Annotated in this window: 22 protein-coding genes; 7 read left to right on the top strand and 15 right to left on the bottom strand. The window is 54.2% G+C overall.

Features of this window, described 5'->3' with window-relative positions:
• Positions 1 to 110 precede the first annotated feature (110 nt).
• Together J7J49_RS15380 and lipA are read left to right on the top strand one after the other, a co-directional pair.
• The gene (locus J7J49_RS15380) at positions 111 to 1,097 is read left to right on the top strand and encodes a LysR family transcriptional regulator (protein WP_215093796.1); all 987 of its coding nucleotides are present in this window, start codon (positions 111 to 113) and stop codon (positions 1,095 to 1,097) included.
• A gap of 177 nt (positions 1,098 to 1,274) precedes the next feature.
• Positions 1,275 to 2,339, top strand: a complete 1,065-nt coding sequence (gene lipA / locus J7J49_RS15375) for a lipoyl synthase (protein WP_064233438.1) — start codon at positions 1,275 to 1,277, stop codon at positions 2,337 to 2,339.
• Between the two features lie 89 nt (positions 2,340 to 2,428).
• Here lipA and lipB read toward each other — a convergent pair whose 3' ends face one another.
• The 11 genes from lipB to J7J49_RS15320 all read right to left on the bottom strand — a co-directional run bounded on the left by lipB (position 2,429) and on the right by J7J49_RS15320 (position 13,267).
• A complete protein-coding gene (gene lipB / locus J7J49_RS15370) occupies positions 2,429 to 3,091 on the bottom strand; it encodes a lipoyl(octanoyl) transferase LipB (RefSeq protein ID WP_373557062.1) in 663 nt (220 codons plus the stop codon).
• A gap of 2 nt (positions 3,092 to 3,093) precedes the next feature.
• Positions 3,094 to 3,405, bottom strand: coding sequence for an HP0495 family protein (locus tag J7J49_RS15365; protein ID WP_064233436.1), 312 nt, complete (start codon positions 3,403 to 3,405; stop codon positions 3,094 to 3,096).
• 77 nt (positions 3,406 to 3,482) lie between these two features.
• Positions 3,483 to 4,697, bottom strand: a complete 1,215-nt coding sequence (locus tag J7J49_RS15360) for a D-alanyl-D-alanine carboxypeptidase family protein (protein ID WP_064233435.1) — start codon at positions 4,695 to 4,697, stop codon at positions 3,483 to 3,485.
• A gap of 109 nt (positions 4,698 to 4,806) precedes the next feature.
• Positions 4,807 to 5,814 carry a septal ring lytic transglycosylase RlpA family protein gene (locus J7J49_RS15355; RefSeq protein ID WP_064233434.1) on the bottom strand — a complete coding sequence of 336 codons (1,008 nt, stop codon included), beginning with the start codon at positions 5,812 to 5,814 and terminating at the stop codon, positions 4,807 to 4,809.
• Complete coding sequence (gene mltB / locus J7J49_RS15350) at positions 5,811 to 6,884, bottom strand: lytic murein transglycosylase B (RefSeq protein WP_215093794.1); 1,074 nt, start codon at positions 6,882 to 6,884, stop codon at positions 5,811 to 5,813. The genes J7J49_RS15355 and mltB overlap by 4 nt, the downstream gene beginning before the upstream one ends.
• Before the next feature lie 206 nt (positions 6,885 to 7,090).
• Positions 7,091 to 8,251, bottom strand: a complete 1,161-nt coding sequence (gene rodA, locus J7J49_RS15345; RefSeq protein WP_064233432.1) for a rod shape-determining protein RodA — start codon at positions 8,249 to 8,251, stop codon at positions 7,091 to 7,093.
• A gap of 3 nt (positions 8,252 to 8,254) precedes the next feature.
• On the bottom strand, positions 8,255 to 10,162 hold the full coding sequence (gene mrdA / locus J7J49_RS15340) for a penicillin-binding protein 2 (RefSeq protein ID WP_064233431.1): 1,908 nt from the start codon (positions 10,160 to 10,162) through the stop codon (positions 8,255 to 8,257).
• An 88-nt stretch (positions 10,163 to 10,250) separates the two neighbouring features.
• A complete protein-coding gene (rlmH, locus tag J7J49_RS15335) occupies positions 10,251 to 10,718 on the bottom strand; it encodes a 23S rRNA (pseudouridine(1915)-N(3))-methyltransferase RlmH (RefSeq protein ID WP_064233430.1) in 468 nt (155 codons plus the stop codon).
• Complete coding sequence (gene rsfS / locus J7J49_RS15330) at positions 10,715 to 11,101, bottom strand: ribosome silencing factor (protein ID WP_215093792.1); 387 nt, start codon at positions 11,099 to 11,101, stop codon at positions 10,715 to 10,717. The genes rlmH and rsfS overlap by 4 nt, the downstream gene beginning before the upstream one ends.
• A 78-nt stretch (positions 11,102 to 11,179) precedes the next feature.
• The gene (gene nadD, locus J7J49_RS15325) at positions 11,180 to 11,839 is read right to left on the bottom strand and encodes a nicotinate-nucleotide adenylyltransferase (protein ID WP_215093790.1); all 660 of its coding nucleotides are present in this window, start codon (positions 11,837 to 11,839) and stop codon (positions 11,180 to 11,182) included.
• Positions 11,840 to 11,959: 120 nt separating this feature from the next.
• Entirely contained in the window at positions 11,960 to 13,267 is a 1,308-nt protein-coding gene (locus J7J49_RS15320; protein ID WP_215093788.1) for a glutamate-5-semialdehyde dehydrogenase, read from the bottom strand.
• 199 nt (positions 13,268 to 13,466) lie between these two features.
• Between J7J49_RS15320 and J7J49_RS15315 the strand changes: the two genes are divergently transcribed.
• The 3 genes from J7J49_RS15315 to J7J49_RS15305 are packed head-to-tail and all read left to right on the top strand — an operon-like array spanning position 13,467 to position 16,692.
• Positions 13,467 to 14,321: a hypothetical protein gene (locus J7J49_RS15315; protein WP_064233426.1), complete on the top strand. Its 855-nt coding sequence runs from the start codon at positions 13,467 to 13,469 to the stop codon at positions 14,319 to 14,321.
• Entirely contained in the window at positions 14,318 to 15,250 is a 933-nt protein-coding gene (locus tag J7J49_RS15310; RefSeq protein WP_215093786.1) for a diguanylate cyclase domain-containing protein, read from the top strand. The genes J7J49_RS15315 and J7J49_RS15310 overlap by 4 nt, the downstream gene beginning before the upstream one ends.
• A gap of 44 nt (positions 15,251 to 15,294) precedes the next feature.
• The gene (locus J7J49_RS15305; RefSeq protein ID WP_064233424.1) at positions 15,295 to 16,692 is read left to right on the top strand and encodes a bifunctional DedA family/phosphatase PAP2 family protein; all 1,398 of its coding nucleotides are present in this window, start codon (positions 15,295 to 15,297) and stop codon (positions 16,690 to 16,692) included.
• A gap of 9 nt (positions 16,693 to 16,701) precedes the next feature.
• On the opposite strand, the gene J7J49_RS15300 is transcribed toward J7J49_RS15305, so the two are convergent.
• Genes J7J49_RS15300 through mpl form a run of 3 tightly spaced genes read right to left on the bottom strand, consistent with a single transcriptional unit; the run spans position 16,702 to position 19,379 of the window.
• Complete coding sequence (locus tag J7J49_RS15300) at positions 16,702 to 17,325, bottom strand: LysE family translocator (RefSeq protein ID WP_205634143.1); 624 nt, start codon at positions 17,323 to 17,325, stop codon at positions 16,702 to 16,704.
• Between the two features lie 3 nt (positions 17,326 to 17,328).
• A complete protein-coding gene (locus J7J49_RS15295; protein WP_215093784.1) occupies positions 17,329 to 17,973 on the bottom strand; it encodes a flavin prenyltransferase UbiX in 645 nt (214 codons plus the stop codon).
• Positions 17,970 to 19,379 (bottom strand): UDP-N-acetylmuramate:L-alanyl-gamma-D-glutamyl-meso-diaminopimelate ligase, encoded by a 1,410-nt coding sequence (gene mpl, locus J7J49_RS15290; RefSeq protein WP_215093782.1) that lies wholly within the window; start codon positions 19,377 to 19,379, stop codon positions 17,970 to 17,972. The genes J7J49_RS15295 and mpl overlap by 4 nt, the downstream gene beginning before the upstream one ends.
• 291 nt (positions 19,380 to 19,670) lie before the next feature.
• On the opposite strand from mpl, the gene J7J49_RS15285 reads away from it, so the two are divergent.
• Positions 19,671 to 20,057, top strand: a complete 387-nt coding sequence (locus tag J7J49_RS15285; protein ID WP_064233421.1) for a glutaredoxin family protein — start codon at positions 19,671 to 19,673, stop codon at positions 20,055 to 20,057.
• A gap of 51 nt (positions 20,058 to 20,108) precedes the next feature.
• Here the strand turns inward: J7J49_RS15285 and J7J49_RS15280 are convergent, their stop codons facing one another.
• A complete protein-coding gene (locus J7J49_RS15280; protein ID WP_064233420.1) occupies positions 20,109 to 20,657 on the bottom strand; it encodes a hypothetical protein in 549 nt (182 codons plus the stop codon).
• Positions 20,658 to 20,956: 299 nt separating this feature from the next.
• Here J7J49_RS15280 and J7J49_RS15275 point away from each other — a divergent pair, with 299 nt between their 5' ends.
• The gene (locus tag J7J49_RS15275; protein ID WP_064233419.1) at positions 20,957 to 22,537 is read left to right on the top strand and encodes an ABC transporter substrate-binding protein; all 1,581 of its coding nucleotides are present in this window, start codon (positions 20,957 to 20,959) and stop codon (positions 22,535 to 22,537) included.
• The last annotated feature ends 121 nt before the right edge of the window (positions 22,538 to 22,658 follow it).

Raw genomic sequence — 22,658 nt, 5'->3', positions numbered from 1 at the left:
CTGTTTAGGCAGTGCCAAAGATTCAGTGTTAGCATGCTTTGCCCTGGCGATGAAGTCTGATTTTGATATTAATTTTTCCGTTATTAAAGGGTGCTCACTACGAGGTTGCTATGTCGTCCCCTAACCTGCTCAATCGCCTCACATTTCGTCAGCTACAGGTCTTCCAGGCAGTGCATCGGCAGCGCTCATACTCCCGCGCGGCTGAACAGCTAGGACTTACCCAGCCGGCGGTGAGCGCGCAAATACGTCAGCTTGAGCTGACACTGGGCCAGACACTGTTTAACTACTCGGGCAAAACGCTCCACTCACTTCCTGCCGCCGATACCCTCGCCCACTCGACGCGAGAAATTTTTGGCCAGCTGTCACGGCTGGAAATGAACCTATCGGATATTAACGGCAAAATTAGCGGCGAACTTAATATCGCCGCGGTTTCCTCGGCCCAGTATGTAGTGCCCTACTTACTCGCCCGCTTCCGTGCTCACTACCCCGAGGTGCATGTGCGCTTAAAGGTGTGCAACCGCCGTCAGGCGCTTGAACGGCTGACCGAGCAACAAGACGATCTCGTCATTATGGCGATGGTGCCTGAAGATGATCGCTTAGTGGTCATGCCGATTATAGATAACGAACTGATCGCCGCCGTCTGGCCAGAGCATCCGCTACTTTCAACGCCACAGCCCTCGCTAGCAGACTTCGCTCGCCACTACGTGCTGATGCGTGAACCCGGCTCGGGCGTGCGCAATGCCTTTGAACAAATGGCCGCCAACCAGCAGGTCGCCCTTCCCCACTGTATTGAGCTAGGTACCAATGAAGCGATCAAAGGCGGTGTTATGGCGCACTTGGGTGTCGCCGTGCTGCCGCGGTTGGCGGTACAACTGGAGCTAGAGCAGGGGTTACTTTTTGAGCTGGGGCTACCCGACTTCCCCATCCACCGCTCGTGGTGCACGGTCTATACGCGAGAGCGCTTACCCACGCCGGTTGCTGAGCTCTTTTTAAGCTTTGTTCGTGAACACTTACCCGACTACCGCCGCCATTTCCAGGCACCTTCAAGCCCCCTGCCCAGCCACGGTGTCGCCTGTTTACCGATACTTTCTCCCTGAAGGCGAGTAACGGTTTACGGTGTCTTGTAGACAACGAGATATGTTACATTAGTGGTAACTAGCGCGATTAAATATCGCGCGTACTTCGTATTAATTAGGTAACAATTGGCAGGTTTTGGGAGGCTCAACGCCCTTTCATGCCTTTGGCCTACCGCACAGAAGAGAGGCTCTGTCCCTATGAGCAATAACCCCTCACAGCGCGTGTCCAGCGGTGAAAAATACCGTAACGAACATGGCATGTCGGTGATCAAGGATGGCATGAAGCAGCGCAAAGCGCAGCCAGAGGCCCCTTCTGTTGAGCTTGAACGCAAACCCAAGTGGTTACGGGCACAGATCCCAGGGGGCGAGCGTTTTGAGGCGGTCAAGAAAAACGTCGCCACCCATCGACTAAGTACCGTATGCGCCGAATCCCACTGCCCTAACATGGGTGAGTGCTGGAGCAACGGCACCGCCACCATTATGCTAATGGGCTCGGTATGCACCCGTGCCTGTCGATTCTGCGCGGTGGACACCGGCAACCCCCAGGGGTGGCTAGACCACGAAGAGCCTGAGAACACTGCCAAGTCGGTAGAGCTCATGGGACTGCGCTATATCGTCCTCACCTCAGTTGACCGTGACGATCTTGACGACGGCGGTGCCACTCATTACGCCAACTGCATTCGCGCGATCAAAGCACGAACGCCAGACGTGGTAGTAGAAGCTTTAACACCTGACTTTGATGGTGAACTTGCTGCTATCGAGCGGGTGGTCGATTCTGGCCTGCAGGTATTTGCCCAGAATGTGGAAACCGTCGAAAGGCTAACAGGTCGCGTGCGTGACCGGCGGGCAGGTTACCGTAAAACACTCGATGTACTTGCCCATGCCAAGCGCTACCGCCCAGATATCATCACCAAAACTAGCCTGATGCTGGGCTTGGGTGAAACCGACGAAGAGATTTTGCAAACCTTTGATGATCTTCGTGAGATCGGCGTGGATATCGTCACACTCGGTCAGTACCTTCGCCCGACCAAAAACCACCTTTCGGTGGAGCGCTGGGTGACGCCTGAAGAGTTTGATCGTTACCGCGAGATTGGCCTGGAAAAAGGCTTTATGGAAGTGCCTTCTGGCCCACTGGTTCGCTCCAGCTACCGCGCGGATCGCGTGTTCGAGAAAAACAATCTGGGGCTCGCCTCACCCGCAGCAATCCCCGGCCAGGAGCAGGAAGCGAACCCCAATCTGATTCCGGCAATGAACGTGGGTTAACACCCAATCGCTTAAGACGCTATCAACCACGATTAAGCTATCAAACACGATTAAGAGGGTAGCCCCCTCTTAATCGTGTTAATTTCTGATTATAACGGCCATTCCTGACCTGTTACCAAACCACGCTTTAAACGCACCGCTAATGCTTCGGCCAGTTGCTCTCCTACCCGATGGTCGCTTGGCAATGCCACCAAGTCAGCCAACTTCGTCATCGGCATACCCGCATAACCGCAGGGGTTAATCCGCAAAAAAGGCGTCAAGTCACCGTCTACATTTAACGCCACGCCGTGAAAGCTAGCACCCCGCCGAATACGTAAGCCAAGTGAAGCAATTTTCGCCTCACCCGCTTCTGTCATAACATAAACACCGGGCGCATCGGGCCGAGCCCGAGCGCTTACTCCATAGTGGCTCAACACATCAATCACGGCATTTTCCAATGCAGTGACTAAATCACGCACGCCTATTTTACCCCGCCGCACATCCAGCAGTGGATACAGCACCACCTGCCCCGGCCCGTGGTAAGTGATTTGCCCTCCGCGATCAACGTGCACCACCGGAATATCACCGGGCAGCAGCAAATGCTCAGGCTTGCCCGCCTGTCCCTGGGTAAACACCGGATCGTGCTCAACCAGCCAAAACTGATCAAGGGTTTGCGCATCCCGCGTATCAGTGAGCGTACGCATCGCCTGCCAAACCGGCAAATAGGCTTGGTGGCCCAAATTATGTAACTCAATCGGTACAGCGTTGTCCACGCTCACACCACCATATGTACACGGCCGGTAGCTTTGAGATCCTCAAACAGCTCTTTAATATGCTGCTCACCGGTCGCTCTAATCACCACACGTACCGATTGAAAACGGCCATTACGGCTGTCGACCACCTGCATCGCTGTTGCATCGAAGTTGGGGTCATGGCGCACAATTACCTGGCACACACAGGCAGGAAAATCTTCGGCTGCATCACCGACAACTTTTAACGAGTAATCACATGGAAAGGTGATTTTCGGCGGCTCCTGAGCCGCCGGTTGGCGCAAATCACGCAGCCCCTGGGGGGCATCTTTTTTCATAACCAGCCTATTTCGTAAAGACACCGTTCATTACGGATACACGATAAAACCATTCAACGTACAGCTCGTTGAGCTGATTAATCGGTAAAACTACTAATCAAATTACTGAAGAAGCGCTGCACTTGATCGAACAGACGCTTGAAAAAACCACCCTCTTCGATGTTTTCCAGCGCTACTAAGCGGCGCTCACCGACCACTTCGTCACCTAAATGCACTTCCAGCGTACCAACCTCGTCGCCAATGGCAATCGGTGCTTTTAGGTCTGGGTTGAGGTTGAGACGTGCACGCAGCTCTTCGTTGCGGTTGCGTGGCAGGGTCATAAACACCTCTTCATCAACACCCACGCGTAGTTCGTTGATATCGCCACCCCAAACACGCGGTGTTGCCAGTACGGCACCACGCTCATAGAGCTTCATAGTTTCGAAAAAGCGGAAACCGTAGCTGAGCAACTTTTGGGTTTCTTGGGCGCGCGCCTCATCGGAGTTGGTACCCATCACCACTGAAATTAAGCGCATATCGTCACGCTTGGCCGATGATACCAGGCAGAAACCCGCTTCTGTCGTCCAGCCCGTTTTCAGGCCATCTACAGACGGGTCACGCCATAGCAGACGGTTACGGTTGGGTTGATCAATACCACCGTAAGAGAAAGTACGCTGAGAGTAGATAGCGTAGTGATCTGGATAATCGTTAATGATGTGCTGCGATAACCGCGCCATGTCATGGGCAGTTGAGTAGTGATTATCACCCGGCAAACCGGTGGCATTCTGGAAGTTGGTATTATTCATGCCCAAACGAGTAGCATGCTGATTCATCAGGTCGGCAAACGGTGTTTCACCACCGGCTAAATGCTCCGCCATGGCAACACTGGCATCGTTACCCGAAACGATAATAATACCGTGGAGCAGGTTATCTACCGATACTTGATCCCCCACCTCGATGAACATTTTCGAACCGCCGGTACGCCAAGCATTCTCACTGATGTTGATCATATCGGTGAGCTTGATAGTGCCGCGATCCAGCTCACGCTCCACCAAATAGGCGGTCATCAGCTTGGTTAGACTCGCCGGCGGCAGACGCTCATCGGAGTTATGTTCCGCCAGTATACGGCCACTGTTAGCATCCATGAGTATCCACGAACTTGCCGCTAACTGAGGGGCTGCAGGGATAATGGTTTGCGGCTGCGGAATAACGGGTTGAGGAACTGACTGGGCACTGACAGGCACAGCAACTGTTGCCATGGCAGCAAAAAGGCACAGGCGTGCAGAGCGACCAATGGATGTAAACACGTTCATACGATTGTCTCACTTAACTTAAAAGCTTGCTTGCAAAGCTACCTGCAAAGCTTATTTGTAAAATACAGAGGCGCTTCAGACGCGCCACAAGGAATAAATAGAGGGTGAATTATCGCACAACAAAGACTTGGGGGAACCCCGCTTGGCGCAGTGTTTCTCGCGCCTGAGGTTCTTGGCTTGGCGCAATGGGCCCTACTTGAACACGATAAACGTCAGCATCGTTCATAATACGCACCGCATGGGGCTGCTCACCTTGTAAACGCTGCTGTAACTGCTGAGCGCCTTCAGGATTACCTAATGCCGCGATCTGTAGATACACCGCATCACTTGTTCCGCCCTGATTCTGCGGCGACTGAGGCACTTGTGACGAGGAAGCAGGCGCGGACGCTGCCGGCGGTACTTGCGAAGCTGCCGCAGGTGAAGCGTTTGAAGCGACGCGCGGCGCCTCCCTTGCCTGAGCAGGGGCGCTGCCGCCCCTACCACGTTCGGCTAACCACTGTACCGGATTGATCGCTTCAACTTTAACGGCCCCGGTACCATTGTCGAGAAAGCCCAGGCGTGCAGCCGCCGCGTAGGAAAGGTCAATCTCCCGGTCACTGTGGAAGGGACCGCGGTCATTCACACGGACGATTACCGATCGGCCGTTATCCAGGCTAGTCACCCGCGCAAAGGTGGGCAGAGGTAAAGAACGGTGCGCCGCCGACATTTTATACATGTCGTAGATTTCACCGTTTGAGGTTGCATAGCCATGAAATTTTTCGCCATACCAGGATGCCGTGCCTCGCTTCTCGTAGCCCGTTGCATCAGGCAGCACGTGGTAGGTTTTGCCCCATACGTCATAGCTAGGACGGTTGCCCGCACGAGAAGGTTGCTCAACACGCGGCTCTGCATCAGGCACCTTGGTAACATCCGGCGGCTCAAGCGGGTAGGCATCACCACTCATTGCATAGCGGCCTCCGCTAGTGCTGGCCGCCGTTGAGGCCGGAGCCGTAGTTTGTTTGCCGGGTTCCGGCGGCGCGTCTATCCGCTGAGTGCCATTGCTGGCACAGCCGCTGACCAACGCCAGCAAGGCAATCATGCCGCCCGCACGCTGGGTCATCGTCAGTTTGCTTTTCATGCCCCATCCTCGTGTAGCTTATCGTGCCGTTCAGCAATCGCTTCCGCCAACTCAGCTACGGCCATGGCATAGAGATGACTATGGTTGTAGCGGGTAATCACATAAAAATTATACTCGCCAAACCGGTAGCGGGTTGTCCCATCGGCGAACTCAAGCGCCAAAGGCACAACCAACAAATTATCATCGAGTGGCTCGTTGGGCTCAAACCCATGTGAGGCCAACTGAGCAATACTCACCGTGGGAGGCGACGTTTGATTAAATGAGAGTTCCTGCAGTAACTCTACGGGTAGTACCTCTGGCCCGCTGGCCTGATGAACAATATCGGCTCCCGGCTGCCAGTTATGTTCCGCAAAGTAATTGGCGACGCTGCCAATTGCATCGACCGGATTTTCCCAAAGATCACGCCGCCCGTCGTCATCAAAATCCACGGCATAGGCTTGATAACTGGTGGGAATAAACTGAGGATAGCCCATGGCACCCGCATAGGAGCCGCGTAGCCCGGTAGGATCAACCTCCTGCTCGTAGGCGATCCTTAAAAAGGCCGCTAGCTCACCGCGAAAAAAAGCCCCCCTTGCCGGGTGGTGAAACGCCAGCGTGGCAAGCGAATCCAGCACGCGGTGCTGGCCTTTATGCCGACCATAGTAGGTTTCAACGCCAATAATGGCGGCAATAACCTCAGCGGGTACACCGTAGCTACTTTCAGCACGCGCAAGGGCATCAGCATGCGCGTCAATAAATTCTGCGCCCTCTTCAATGCGCTGCTGAGTCAGAAAAATAGCGCGATACTCATGCCACTTTAGGCGGCGTTCTGCGGCCCCTTCCATCGCGTCTAACACGCTCTGGGTGTAGTTTGCCTGAGACAGCGCCTTTTCCAGCCACGCCTGCGGCAATCCTTGTTCGATCAGTTCTTCCATCAACACTTGGCTGTCAGCATTCTGCTGGGGTGCGAAGTGCTGGGGAACAGCGAATTGAGATCCCTGTGAAGGTTGATCAGCAAACGCCGCGGGCGTTGCCCAGCACATTAGCGCGGCCAACACATAGCTGCTCGTCTTCCCTTGAACCTTGTTCATTGGCTCTCCACTCTTGAGCTATTCATTCCAGAACCATCCATGCCTGAGCTTTCTATTGCCGAGCAACAAAATTAATGAGCAACCTAGTTATTGAGCAACCCTGTCATTTAACAACCTAGTTGTTGAACAACCCAGTTATTGAACAACCTAGTTATCGAGCAACATCGCCGTCTGAACTAGACAGCCCAGCTAACGCGAAAGCCCGACTAACGCGACAGCAGCCGTCGATGAGCATGTATCGACATGAGAATACCGAAACCCGCTAACAAGGTCACGCTAGAAGTGCCACCATAACTAACCAACGGCAGCGGCACACCTACCACGGGTAAAATGCCGCTCACCATGCCCATATTGACAAACACGTAGATGAAAAACGTTAAAATGATGCTACCTGCCACCAAGCGGCCAAAGGTATCCTGCGCTGAACTTGCCATCCACAAGCCACGACTCACAATCAATAGATACAGGAACAACAACACCAGCATACCGACTAAACCAAACTCCTCGCCTAAAACGGCAATAATGAAATCGGTGTGCCGCTCAGGCAAAAATTCTAGCTGAGACTGGGTACCCTGCAGCCAACCTTTCCCCCATAGCCCGCCACTGCCAATAGCCGTGGTCGACTGGATAATGTTCCAGCCAGCACCCAGTGGATCGCTTTCAGGGTTTAGAAACGTCAATACCCGCTGGCGCTGGTAGTTATGCATATTCATCCAGAGCAGTGGCACAGCGGCTGCCCCTAGCACAGCTATAAATCCGATTAAACGCCACGATAAGCCCGCCAGCAGCACTACAATTAGAGCCGCACTGGATACCAACAGCGAGGTACCTAAATCAGGCTGAATCGCGGTTAGCACCACAGGGACGCCAATAATGACTCCGCAGACGACAATATCGCGCAGGCGGGGTGGTAGTTCGCAGCGATTAAGATAGGCCGCTACCATTAACGGAGCCGCCAACTTCATCATTTCTGATGGTTGAAAACGTATTACCCCCGGTATCTCTAGCCAGCGCTTGGCACCCATGCCCACATCGCCCACCACATCAACGGCAACCAGCATGGCAACACCAACGCCGTAGGCCAGCGGTGCCCAGCGTAGAAAGGTGGACGGTGAAAATTGGGCAATAATCACCATCCCCACCAATGCGATACAAAAGCGCATGCCCTGGCCGATAACCGCATCAAGGGATTGACCGGAAGCGCTATAAAGAACAATTAGACCGCTCCCCATTAACACTAACAGCAAGCCTAGCAGCCAAGGATCAAGATGAATTCGTTCCCATATACTTTTGCGCCGGGCGATACCACTTTCGGGTGGACGCACAGGATGGCCACGCATCGAACGGGCTAAGTAATGCCAAGGCATGGCTTAGTTACCCTCCACATTGGCATTATCTTCCTCTAGCACTTCACGCACTTCCTCAACGCCGGGGGCATCATCTTTGAGCAACCATGCATCCGTCATGGCGCGAGCCAAGTGGGCCGCATGGGTACTACCGCCGCCGGCATTCTCGACAATGACGGAGACGGCAATCTGAGGATCATCCAACGGCGCAAAGGCCATAAACAGGGCGTGGTCACGTAAACGCTCTGCTAGCTCGTCAGCGTTGTAGCGCTGATCCTGACCTAACGAAAATACCTGTGCCGTGCCTGATTTACCGCCCATACGGTATTCAAGCCCGACACCGGTTCTGCGAGCAGTACCCTCACGGCCACTCATCACTTTTTCCATCCCACTGAATACCCTATCCCACCAGCTATCATTGGCTAGCTGAATATCATCCAGGGTATCTGGCAGATCACGAGGAACGGGGGTGTCGCCAATCTGACGAGCCAGCCTCGGTTTCACCCAGTGACCGCGATTGGCCAACGTTGCCGTGGCACTAGCAAGCTGAAGAGGCGTCACTTGCCAATAGCCTTGCCCAATCCCCACCGAGAGGGTTTCACCGGGGTACCAGGGCTGATTAAAGCGGCCACGCTTCCAGTCCCGCGAGGGCATCAATGCGGTGCTTTCGCCTTGTACGTCATGGGCTACGCGCTGGCCAAAGCCAAAATTACTCATTTGCTCATGCAAATTATCGATGCCCAGGTCATGTGCCAAGGTGTAGTAATAGGTGTTATTGGAGACGGCAATGGAGCGTTCCATATCGACACGGCCATGCCCCCAACGCAGCCAGTTGCGGTAGCGACGGGAATCGTTAGGTAATTGGTAGTAACCGGGGTCATTAATGGTGCTATCCGGGGTGATCACCCCCTCCACCAACCCCGCCAGGGCTAGAAACGGTTTAATCGTAGAGCCTGGCGGATAGTGGCCACGAATAGCGCGATTAAACAGCGGTAGGTCAAGGTCTTCCTGCAGCCCACGGTAAGAAGCAACGTCAATCCCAGTGACAAACTGGTTACTGTCAAACCCAGGAGTCGATACCATAGCCAGGATCTCGCCTGTAGCTGGCACGATAGCCACGATAGAGCCGCGCCGGCCATCCAGCAGCTCATAGGCCAGCATCTGCATGGACTTGTCTAACGTTAACGTCAAATTCGCCCCAGGCACGGGGTCAGTTCGGCCAAGTTCTCGCAGTACCCGTCCACGGGCGTTCGTTTCTACTTTGCGCAAGCCTGCCTGACCGTGCAGTTCCTCTTCGTAAAAACGCTCAATACCGGTTTTGCCGATAAAGTGGGTGCCCGCATAGCGACCCGCATCCAGCGTTTCCATCTCTTCAGCGTTAATACGACCAACATAGCCCAAGGCATGCGCCATGATTTCAGCATCGGGATAATAACGCAGCGGCTGAGCCTCTATCTCAACCCCAGGCAAGCGGTGTCGGTTAACCGCCAAACGGGCAATTTGCTCTTCGCTTAGGTCACTGGTAAGTAGCGCGGGCTGGAAGGGGCGCTGGCGTTGGCGCGAACGCACATTGAACGCCTCAATTTCTTCGTCAGGCAATTCAAGCAGATCAACCAACAGCGCCAGCGTTTCGTCAAGGTTATCGACACGCTCGCGAACCAGTGTGAGGTTGTAGGTAGGACGGTTTTCAGCCAGCAAGACGCCATTACGGTCGTAGATCAAGCCGCGGTTAGGTGGCAGTGGCTCGACACGCACTCGGTTATTTTCGGAGCGTGTGCTGTACATATCGTGCTGAACGATCTGTAAATAAACTAAGCGCCCCGATAGTAAGCCTGCAAGCGTTAGCACCACTAACACCGCGAGAAGCGCTCTAACACGAAAAATACGCAGTTCTTGCTCGGAGTTTTTTAGCGTGTTGGGGCGCTTGAGCATGGCAACGATGACTCTCAAATCAAACAATCAATTCAAACAAAGGGCACAGCAGGCTATAACAGTGATCGCTCACCATTTCTGTCAGCCGTTAGCGGTGATAAGGGTGACCTATCAGTAATGTCCAGGCGCGATAGAGCTGTTCGGCCAGCATAATCCGCACCAGCGGATGAGGCAGCGTCAACGGAGAGATCGACCACCTTTTATCAGCCATCGCCGATAGCGAGGGCTCAAGACCATCCGGCCCACCCACAAGCAAGACAATATCACGCCCAGCCATGCGCCAAGCGTCAGCTTCTTGCGCCAGCTGTTCAGTGGTCCAAGGCTTACCTTTGACTTCCAGGGCTACCACGTATTCGTCGCCACGTAGCTTATCGCGAATACGCTGCGCCTCTTGAGCACGCGCTTTCGCGATATCTGCGTTTTTGCCACGCTGACCGAGGGCAATTTCTTCTATTTCGAGACTAAAATCTCTCGGGAGCCGCTTGCGGTAAGTGTCAACGCCCTCTTCTACCCATCCAGGCATTTTGCTTCCCACCGCTAACAGCCGGATCCTCATGACATGCTGGCTCGCTCTTGAAAGCGCTCAAGGGACTCAACAATGGCACCCGAATCGCTCGGCAGGTCGGCCCACAGGCGCTCTAAGTCATAGAGGGCACGTGCCTCAGGCATCATTACGTGGACAACAACATCGCCAAGGTCAACCAGTACCCAATCGGCGTTATCGCCACCTTCAACGCCCAGCGGCCCTAGCCCTGCGGCCTTGGCTTTTTCCACTACGTTTTGTGCCAGCGCCGCCACATGGCGTGTTGAAGTGCCGCTGGCAATCAGCATGAGGTCGGTAACCTCGGTTAATTTGGCAACATTTAACTGCGTAATGTCACGTGCTTTCAGTTCTTCTAGCGCGTCAACCGCTAGATTTTTCAATGTATCGATGTGCATGACTCCTAAAGATAACCTTATTGGTTAATCGATCAATAAAGCCGGCCATTGTAACGGCTTCTTTGATGACTGCCAGCGCTATTCGCGTTGGCGATAAAGACCGCCTTGTTCAATGGCCTGTTCAACGGCGTCTGGCAGCAAATAGCGCACGCTTTTCCCCGCTTCTAAACACTCACGAATATAGGTCGCTGAGATCGCCATTAGCGACGGCAATTCCAGCGGCAGGTAGCCACCAAAGGGCCGCTGCATCAATGTCTCTACGCTATCGACTCTGCGATGCTCTACCAGTTCCATTAATGATGCTGGTAGCGGGTCACTATAGCCCGGCCTAGCAATCACCACTAAATGAGCAAGCTCGAACAAGCGCTCTGGCTGGTGCCACTGGGTGAGTCGTAAGAAGGCATCAAAGCCAATAACCATGGCCAGACGCGCTTGGTTGCCAACCTCGGCGCGCAACTCAGCCAGCGTATCTGCACTATAAGAGGGCCCTTCACGCCGCAGCTCGCGGTCATCGGCGACTAGTCCGGGGGTGTCAGCTATGCCCGCGGCCAAAAGTGCCAAACGCTGCTGAGCAGAAACCTGGGGCCGCCCGCGTAACGGCGGCTGCTGAGCGGGTATCATGTGTAGTCGATCAAGCGACAGCGCCTCATGCAGTTCTACCGCGCTGCGCAAATGACCTAAATGAATAGGGTCAAAGGTGCCGCCCAACATGCCAATGCGTAGCTCCGTTTGACTCATGCCAGCTCCCTATTCCTGCCGATACCATTCATACCAGTACCATTCATACCAGTACTATTCATATCAGTACTATTCATACAAACATCCTGTTTACAGCACCCCCTTGTCCACAGTAACTCACTACTCACGCACCTGGCCGTCACCGAATACCACGTATTTCTGCGTGGTTAGGCCCTCTAACCCCACAGGCCCTCGGGCGTGAAGCTTGTCGGTAGAAATGCCAATCTCGGCACCCAGCCCGTACTCAAAACCATCGGCAAAGCGGGTCGAGGCGTTAACAATCACCGAGCTGGAATCCACTTCCGCCATAAAACGCCGGGCGAGTGAATAATCCTGGGTGACAATCGCATCAGTGTGGTGAGAGCCGTACTGCTCAATATGAGCAATCGCCTCGTCGATACCATCGACCACTTTTATGGCCAGCACCGGGGCCAAATACTCGGCATACCAATCCGACTCTTCAGCGGCTGCGGCCTGGGGCAACAGAGCCTGTGTGCGCTGGCAACCACGCAGTTCGACGTCATGCTCGGCATAGGCGCGGGCCAATTCCGGTAGCAGCAGGTCGGCAATCGGGGCATCAACTAGCAGCGTTTCCATGGTATTGCAGGTGCCGTAGCGATGAGTTTTCGCATTAATGGCGATGGCTAACGCTTTGGCGGGATCGGCGGTGGTATCGATGTACACATGACAAACGCCGTCGAGATGTTTGATAACCGGTACGCGGGCATCACGGCTAACACGCTCAATCAGCGACTTGCCACCGCGCGGAATAATCACATCGACATATTCAGGCATGCTGATCATTTCCCCCACCGCTGCGCGATCAGTGGTGGCGACGACCTGCACGCTACCGGCGGGCAGCCCCACATCGGCTAACCCGGCTTGGATACAGTCGCTAATGGCGGCATTTGACTGGCTAGCTTCCGACCCGCCGCGCAAGATACAGGCGTTGCCTGATTTCAAACAGAGGCTTGCGGCTTCCAAGGTCACATTCGGGCGCGACTCGTAAATAATCCCGATAACACCCAGTGGTACACGCATTTTGCCCACTTGGATGCCACTAGGCCGATAGCGCATATCGCCAATTTCGCCCACCGGGTCGGGCAAGCCCGCAACCTGCTGCAGCCCTTCAATCATGGCGTCAATGCGCGCATCATTTAGGGCTAAACGGTCTAGCAGAGCACTCTCCAAACCGTTCTGGCGGCCACGCTGCAAGTCTTCAGCGTTGGCAGCCAATATTTGGCCACGTGCTTCGGCCAAGCGGTGGGCCATCGCCATCAAGGCACGGTTTTTCAAACCTGTATCCGCCCGCCGCAGTTCGCTAGCTGCACGCCGCGCCGCTTGACCCAAGGCACGCATATAGGCGGGCACATTCCCGTCAGATAAGTGCTGATAGGCCTCATCTTGGAACGGTGTTGAAGCGCTCATAGTGTCTCCGTGCAGTAAGGGTGTTTAAGTTTTTAATTAACCGAGTGCCGCCGATTTAAACGTTTTGCTTATGTTACGCCATTTCGCCGTTATACTCAGGAGGCTTAAGGCACTAATGTGGGTCGTGTAGATTAATTATTCTACAATTACCCTACTTGATGAGATGCATCTGGTTATTCAGGACAAATAGTAAGTCACCATGCAAAGCAAGTACAAAATCCGCCTGCTACGTGCCAATCTTTTAGCCGCTGCCGTAGCCTTGGCATTCTGGACACCTGCCACCCCCCCCGCTGCGGCCCTAGTGCTGTGGCTATCAGTCGGCTGGTTATTTATCACCGCGCTAATGCTTGATTTTAGTCACCGTCATTCACGAGGATTGCCGTGGCAAATGGTGCCTGGCGCACTGCTACTAAGTTTAATAGCCGCTGCCCCAGAGCGGCACGGCATTTTAATCTGGGCGTGGGCCGCGATGCTGATGCTGCCACAAAAAAACTGGGTAGCTGCTTTCAATCTCAGTGCTGGGCTGATTAGTTCTGTCATGGTAGCGCCTCTGCTGAATGGGCCGACATTTATTCTGCTGATTTGCGCTCTGCTGGTACTTGGCCTGCTTGCCTTATCCAGAGCACAGCAGCTTATCGATATGAATGGCTCCATTCGTCAACGCCTTCGGTTAATCCCAGGCCTTAACCTATGGGCCGGTGAGCAACTGCTGCGCGATATAAGCCGGGAACAAACGCGCTGTGAGCGCGAAGGTGTTCATGCAGAGCTATTTATTTTGCATGTAAAACGCCATCAACTGTGGCCAACGGCTCAAAAACTGTGCGAGCTAACCTATGATTTTGAAAACGTTTACCGTTTAAGCAGCACAACACTGGTGACGTTAATTCTCGCCCGCTCCCCCAAAGAAGCCTTGCGACGGCGCAGCCTGCTACTCGCCGATTTACCCGACAATATCACTAGCGAACATCTTGAGCTAATTGATATTGAGCCGGCAACGCTTTCGGTGGGTGAGATCAGCAAACTGCCGACCGAGCGGGTGCAGGAGCCAATATGACTGTGCACCACATTCCCAAGCGGTTGATGACGCTCGCCTATACCACCAGCATCCCGCTGATGGCAGGCTACGCGCTATGGCTGTATGCCATGGGAGATTACCGCGACCTGCTGATCCCCACTTTTATGACCCTGCTGCTTATATCTGCCCTGTTAATGCATATTGGGCAAGGGGTGAAAAGCTATCTACCACGTATTATTTTACTTTGCGCTACTTATTCGGTAGTGCTAGGCGCTTTCTACTATCAGCCTCAAGTATCGCCTATTTGGCTAGGCCTGCCGATTACCGCCGCTTTTTTACTACTACCGCTTTGGGCGGCGTTACTGATCAATATCGCCTTTGGGCCATTGTGGTGGCTGCTCCCCTCGGTCGCGTCTGCGCCACCGGCCATTATTGTTGGCTATACTGCCTTGACGCTGCTACTCGCACTCCCCCGCTGGGAACACGCGCGACGCCGTGCTCTCCTCCGTGCTACGGATCCCAACGACAGCGACTGCAATGCCTACCACATTGACACGCTAAAAGAGCGCTTACACAGCGAGTTCCAACGGGCGGCCATGCTCAACCAGCAACTCGCAGTACTGGTACTTTATTTGCCGCAGCTGGATATGGCAGAAGAGCAGTTTGGTCATCGCGCACAATCAGCTCTGCTGGGGGCGCTATGCAGTGAAGTGAATAGCCGCTGTCGCGACCATGACGTACTTGGGCGCGCGGACAGTGCCACTTTCTGGCTAGTGCTACCGGACACCAGTGAAAGCGGTGCTCTACTGGTACGCGAACGCTTGCAACGAGCACTCTCACAGCGTGTATTGGTAGAGACTGGCCAGCTAGAAGCTCGCATTGCAGCCTGCTTACCCAGCCGTACGGAACATTTTGAGCAGTATCTAAAGCGCCTTGGCGCTCGCGGCATGGCACTTGCCAACGTCTAGGGCTCGCTTTTATCACTTTCTATTACTTGCCGCCGGAGTACTCAGTGCCACTAGCAGATATGCTCCACTCATTAACACCATCACCGCCGCTTATTATCTTTTTGGTGTTGGTGATTTCATTAGTAGAATCCCTTGCCCTAGTGGGGTTACTGGTACCAGGAGTGGTGTTAATCACTACCGCTGCATCCCTGGCGGGGCATCAGGATATCGGCTTAGCGTGGTTAATCGGCGCTGCCTTAATAGGCGCTGTTTTAGGCGATGGGATTAGTTTTTCGTTAGGCTTCAAGCATCGAGAACAGGTCACAAAGAGGTGGCCACTGTCACAGCATCCGGAATGGCTAGGTCGAGGGGCGCGGTTCTTTGAGCGTTATGGCATATGGTCGGTTTTTATCGGCCGATTTGTCGGCCCTGTGCGGCCAATTATTCCGCTGGTAGCAGGTATGATGCGGATGCCACCACGGACGTTTGTTTGGGCCAATCTAACCTCTGCAGCGCTGTGGGCACCTGCCTATGTACTACCCGGCTATTTGTTGGGGCGTACCTGGCAGCACCACTTAAATCTTCCGCCAGGCCTAGAGGCGGCTTTACTTATCCTTGCTGCGATCATTGTTGTGCTCGCGATAATTTTTTCCTGGGGTCGACACCAGGCGACACGGCATGGCCGACTTTACCGGGCGATTGCCGGAAGCATTCGCCGTGTGCCACTGCTACGAAGGCCATGGCTCGCTATGAGCCAAACCGGTGACGTTCCATTAGCCTCACTATTGCTGCTGGTAATCGCGCTAGGCAGCCTGTCGGGTTGGACACTGCTGGTCATTACCCACCATGGTCCGCTGGAAATGGATCTGCTTATTCAGCAATTGTTCGCCCAGCTGCAAAGTGATGTTACTTATCTAGCGGGGAATATTTTTGCGCGCATCGGTGACACCCTGGGCATTATCGCCTTAATACTCCCCTGGGCGATGTGGTTGCTGGTGAGTAAGCGATGGGCGGCATTGCTGCACTGGTGTAGCGCCTTTACTGGCGTTGCCCTGCTGAACATTATCGGTAAGGCGCTGTTTGGGCGCGCTCGCCCGGAGACACCGGACTACCTGATCGGGTCGTTTTCCTACCCCAGTGCCCATACTTCAACCGCGGTGGTGCTATTTGGCCTTACCGCAGCCTTCGTTGCTGCCGAGATGCCCCGCCAAAAACGTTTTTGGGTTTACTGGATTGCACTAACCCTGGCGCTGCCCATGGCGCTATCAAGGCTGGTCGTGGGTGTGCACTGGTTCAGTGACTTGGTAGGCGGTGCGCTACTGGGCCTGGTCGTCTGCGCGCTCACACTGCTGCACTGGCAGCAGCAGCCCCGCCCTTCCATGCGCCCTTGCCCGTGGCGTCTGCTCAGCGCCGCTTCGCTGGTACTGATTAGCGCACGCGTGGGCCTCTTACCGCCAGTTTAAAAGCCCCTCCTAACCGAGCGCCAGCCATAAACCAACGCCAATCATCAGCGTTCCGGCGATGCGGTTAAGTAAACGCACATTGCCACTCTTACCCAGCACATTGCGCAACGTTTTGCCGCCAGTGGCATAGACCAGCATGCTGGCAAACTCAATGGTCAAAATGACCGCGATCAGCAGACTCAGCTGGCCTGGCAGCGGGCGGCTGCTATCCAAAAATGGCGGCAGCAGCACCATAAAAAATGCCCACCCTTTCGGGTTTGCCACCGCGGTAACAAACCCTTGCATGGCTAACTGCAGAGGGCTTGCGGGCGGGCCCGCATCCAGCTCACTGGGAATCGCCATGCGCCCTCGGGAACGCCACATCATAATGCCCAAATAGCCCAGGTAAGCGCCGCCCACCCATTTAAACAGCACAAATAGCTCTGGCTGACGCAGCATTAACGCCGCCACACCCGCGCCTGCGGCGGCAGCCACTAAGCCTACGCCCAGCAGCTCACCCATCATCATCCATAGCGTACGCTTAACACCTTGGGTCATGCCCAGCACCATAGCCAGGGTCATGCACATACCGGGGGTCAGCGAAACAAACAGAAACGTTGGCACAAAAACTGACAGTGTGGCCCAAGACATCATAGATCACTCATCCTTATCTCCGACCTCTCCCCAGCGAGGTACCAGCGTATGCTTGATGCCCAACTGATTAAGGATTCGCGCGACAATAAAATCAATCAGATCATCAATACTTTGTGGGCAGTGATAAAACCCTGGCGCGGCCGGCAAGATGACCACTCCCAAACGGCTCAAGGCCAGCATATGCTCTAGGTGAATCGGTGAAAATGGGCTTTCCCGCGGCACTAGCACCAGCGTGCGGCGCTCTTTAATCGCCACATCCGCCGCCCGCTCAATCAGGTTATTGCTGGCCCCTGTTGCCACGGCTGAAAGCGTGCCAGTAGAGCACGGGCACACCACCATGGCAGAGGGCGCACCAGAACCTGATGCCACCGGTGCCATCCAGTCTTCGCGGCCGAAACAGCGAATCTGACCCGGCTGCGCGCCACTGCGCTCACTCAGCGCTTCGGCTAAACGCTGGGGCTGTGCAGGCAGCTCAATATCAGTTTCCGTGGCGATGACCATATGGGCGGCTTTGGAAATCATTACCCACACTTCATGACCCGCTGCGACTAACACATCGATCAGACGTAAACCGTATTGCGCCCCCGACGCACCGGTGAGCGCCACGGTAATCGGCTTTTTAAACGCTGCCTCTGCTCTATCTGTCACGCTTTTCCCTCTTTGGCTATCGCTAATGCGGCCAGCAGTCGCTCATGAACACCCTCAAAGCCACCGTTGGACATCACCACAATGCGGTCTAGCGGTGACGCTTGAGTGACCACGGCCGCCACCAGCGCGTCAATGTCGCTAAACAGCTGGGCGTGCTCGCCCTGGCGCGCGACGAGTTCGTCCATCGACCAGTCAAGTCCAGCAGGCTGAAACCAAAATACGCCATCCGCGTCTGCCACGCTCTCCATTAGCCGTTCGCGCAGCGCGCCTAAACGCATGGTGTTAGAGCGTGGTTCAATTACCGCCAGCAGACGCCCTTTGGTCGTCGCTGCACGTAGACCTTTAAGCGTGGCGGCTATCGCCGTGGGGTGGTGGGCGAAATCATCAATGACCTGGATGCCATTGATCTCACCGCGCACTTCCTGGCGTCGTCTGGGCGTTTCAAAACGCGCCAGCGCCGCGCAGCCACGGGCTAAATCCACCCCACACACATGGGCCGCCGCCAGTGCTGCCAGTGCATTGCGGGCATTATGCTCACCGGTGAGCGGCCACTCCACGACCCCATCCTGCTCTTGGCTGCTGCCCGCCTGACCCGTCTTATCACCGCTATAAATGACCTGGAAGCGACTGGCGTCAGCACGCTCCAGCTTGAGCTGCCATTCGCTCGTGACCTGATCGCCAAAGTGCACCACCGGCGTCCAGACTCCCTGCTCTATCACACGCTCAAGCGCAGGCTGCTGATCGGCAACTAACAACTGGCCCTGGCTGGGCACGGTGCGCACCAAGTGATGAAACTGGCGCTCAATAGCGGCCAGGTCTGGAAAGATATCGGCGTGGTCAAATTCAAGATTATTGAGTATGGCGATATGCGGGCGGTAGTGAACAAATTTGGAGCGTTTATCGAAGAACGCCGTATCGTACTCATCGGCTTCCACCACAAACGGTGCTTGCGGGTCGCCCAAACGCGCCGACACGCCAAAATTACGCGGCACGCCACCAATCAGAAAACCCGGTGCTAAGCCCGCGCTGTCTAGCAACCAGGCTAATACACTTGCAGTGGTCGTTTTTCCATGGGTGCCCGCCACGGCAATGACGCGCCGTCCAGGCAGCACATGCTCGGCTAGCCACTGCGCGCCCGAGGTATACGGCAAGCCGCTATTGAGTAGCGCCTCAACCTCTTCATTGCCCCGTGACAAAGCGTTGCCGACGATCACAAGATCCGCCGCTGGCGACAGATGCTCGGCGTGATAGCCCTCCATCAGGGTAATGCCCGCATCAACCAACTGGGTGCTCATCGGTGGGTAAACATTCTGATCGGAGCCACTCACCTGGTGCCCCATTTCACGCGCCAACAGCGCAAGGCTACCCATAAAGGTGCCACAGATACCCATAATATGCAGATGCATGGCTCTCGCCCCGTTAATCGCTCATAAACTGAGTTACTAAAAGCCAAAAAATGACGTAAAAATAACCAAATGGTTTAGAAATAGCCAAATAGTCTAAAAATGGCTAGCAGCCTAGCATGTTGACGCTTTTCGCTCATCACCTCATCGCTATAAACGCTGGCAAATCGACCCTCAAGTGACAAATCCCTCCAGTTGTTGCAGGATGCAGCCACTGTTTATCAATAGTGGCTATCACTTACTTCCCACTCGTTACGCTGGTGAGAGCCGACACATCAGCAAAGGAGCTTTTCGATGCGCGTTTTAATTCGCTATTTTTTCCGTGGCCTTCGCCTGGTGCTTGCGCCGGTCATGATGGTCTCCGAGAAGCTTTCCACGCCTAAGTCTGTAGAGCGCTCGCCTGAAGAGCAAGCTAGCGTGGATCAAGCCTGCCAGAAGCTGGCGCTATACCAATTTCGCACCTGCCCTTTTTGCATCAAGGTGCGCAAAGAAATGGCACGCTTAGGCCTGAACATTGAACGACGTGATGCCCAGCTCGACCCTGCCCATAAGCAGGCGCTGTTGGAAGGGGGCGGTAAAGTCAAAGTGCCCTGCTTGAAAATTACCCACGACGATGGACGTGAAGAGTGGATGTACGAATCTGACGCCATTAATACCTGGCTACACCAGCAATTTTCCTAACATCGCCCTGCCAGGCGCTTTCAGCAGGTTGGCAAAGGTCGGCCTGCTGGATTAGAACTCTATTTTTTGCGCTTCTACATCGAACGCCACGTCAATTTCAATGCCCTCGTCTAGGCTTGGCGGTTCACCCAGCTCGATTTGCAACGCCAATATACCCGTTATTTTACCCGCCACATGCACGATTTGGCTGGAGCGTTCATAGCGCGTCAGCGTTATGACCACTTCACCGCCTTCAGAGGTGAATAACGGCGGGGAGATAGAACTTCCAATGGAATAAATAACCACCGCATTGATTAACTGCTCTTCGTTCACGGTTAAGCTAATAGAGAGCGACTCCTCGCCTTCCCATGCCTCATCGTCAACAGAACCAGTGATATCAATACTGATATCGTTACCCAGTTCAACAAAAGACGCATTTGAGTCATTGCCGTGACTTAAAATAAACCACTCATGTAGTTCATCGTCTAACGTGCCTGCTATTTCAGGCGCTGCGCGCTCTGCCCCCCCGTGATTAGGGCTACGTTGCTCCACAGGCTCAGCGGCAAAACCATTGATAGGTAGCCAAGAAGCGATCAACGCTATCCCAAGTTTTTTCCACATAAGGTGTTTCCGTCCTGTTATGCGTCGCTTTTCGCTTACTACTTTCGGCTTAAGCTAAGCCATCAGCGTGCCGCTATTAGCCTCATCATTCAGTAGACGAATGATGCCTGTCATTATTTCGATTGTATGACGTGATAAGCACTCTCTATGTTGTAAGCCTAGGTTGTAAGCTTATGTTGTAAAGAGGGCTTACAGACTGACCGTGTCTGTTTTGCTGACGTTTGCCTAGCGGGAAGAGTGCCTCAAGCCAGGCAAACGGCGACAAAGCGAACAATAAACAATGATTTAAGGGAACGAATATGACGCTCAAGAAAACCTTACTGGCTTCCGTTATTGGTGCAGTGGTAGCGGGTACGGCGTTGCTGCCAATGACCGCAAGTGCTGAAACGCTTCGCATTGGTTACTCCGCTGACCCTGAAACCCTCGATATCCACGAGCAGCTCTCTGGCGGCATGTTGCGCTTCTCTCACCTTGCGTTTGATCCGCTTGTCCGCTGGACAAAAGATTTCCAGTTTGAACCGCGCTTGGCCACCGAGTGGGAGCAAGTCGACGAAACCACCATGCGTATGACGCTGCGTGAAGGCGTTACTTTCCACTCTGGGAACGATTTTACTGCCAAAGACGTGGTATGGACCATTGAGCGTCTAAAAGAGAGCCCTGACTACCGTGCTATTTTTGAGCCGGTTGCCAGCGCTGAAGCCGTTGACGACTATACCGTTGAGATCGTCACCACCGAACCTTACCCTTTGCTACTCAACCTGGCTACCTACATCTTCCCGATGGATAGCGAGTTCTACACCGGCGAAACCGACGACGGCAATGACAAAACTGAAATCGTCAAAGCAGGCAACTCCTTTGCTTCGCGCAACGTTTCCGGCACTGGCCCATTTATTGTCACCGACCGCCGCCAGGGTGTCCGGGTTGATTTTGAACGCTTTGCAGATTATTGGGATACCGAAAGTGAAGGCAATGTATCTAGCATTGTACTGACACCTATCGCTGAGAACGCCTCACGGGTTGCTGCCTTGCTCTCCGGCGGGGTCGACTTTATTGATGCCGTTCCGCCTAACGATCTGGATCGTGTACGCGAGGCCGATGGCGTCAACCTGATTGAGATTGACGGTACACGTATCATTGGCTTCCAAATGAACGAAGAGCGCGTTGAAGCCTTCCAAGACGCACGTGTTCGTCAAGCAGTCGATTTGGCCATTAACCAAGAAGCCATTGCCGACCGTTTGATGCGCGGTTTCGCCACACCAGCAGGTCAATTCTCGCCTGAGGGCTACTCAGGTCATAACCCAGATCTAACGCCACGCTACGACATTGAACGCGCCAAAGAGCTAATGGCTGAAGCGGGCTACGAAGAGGGCTTCAGCGTTGAAATGATTGCCCCCAACAACCGTTATGTAAACGATGCCCAGATTGCCCAAGCGGTCGCTAACATGCTGGCACAAATCAATATTAACGTTGATTTGCGTACCATGCCCCTGGCGCAGTACTGGCCTGAATACGATACTCGCCAATCCGATATGGCGATGATCGGCTGGCACGCTGACACCGAAGATACCGCTAACTTCTTCCAGTACCTCTCTTTCTGTATTGATGAAGAGACCGGTGCGGGTCAGTACAACTACGGCAACTACTGCAACGAAGAGATTGATGCATTGGTGACAGAAGCCGATAGCGAAACCGATCTCGAAAAACGCAAAGAAATGCTGCGTGAAGCCGAAGCTATGCTTTACGAAGATGTAGGCTACATCATGCTGCACTGGCAGAACCTTGCCTACGCCGCCGCTGACGGCATTGAGGTTGAACCCGTGGTCAACGCCATCGATTTCCCCTACCTGGGTGATCTAGTAATTAATCGCAGCGACGACTAAGCATCAACATCGCTGATTAAGTGCCTAGCATTAAATCAAAAGAGTCACTTCAGCATAAACCGCAAGGATGCTTCGCTCCCTAAGCGCTTAGGGGGCGAAGCCTTTTGCATGGCGGTTTGAG

The sequence above is a fragment of the Halomonas sp. ISL-56 genome (assembly GCF_018612805.1).
GTDB lineage: Bacteria > Pseudomonadota > Gammaproteobacteria > Pseudomonadales > Halomonadaceae > Vreelandella.
This window is presented reverse-complemented; position numbering and strand designations above follow the sequence as displayed.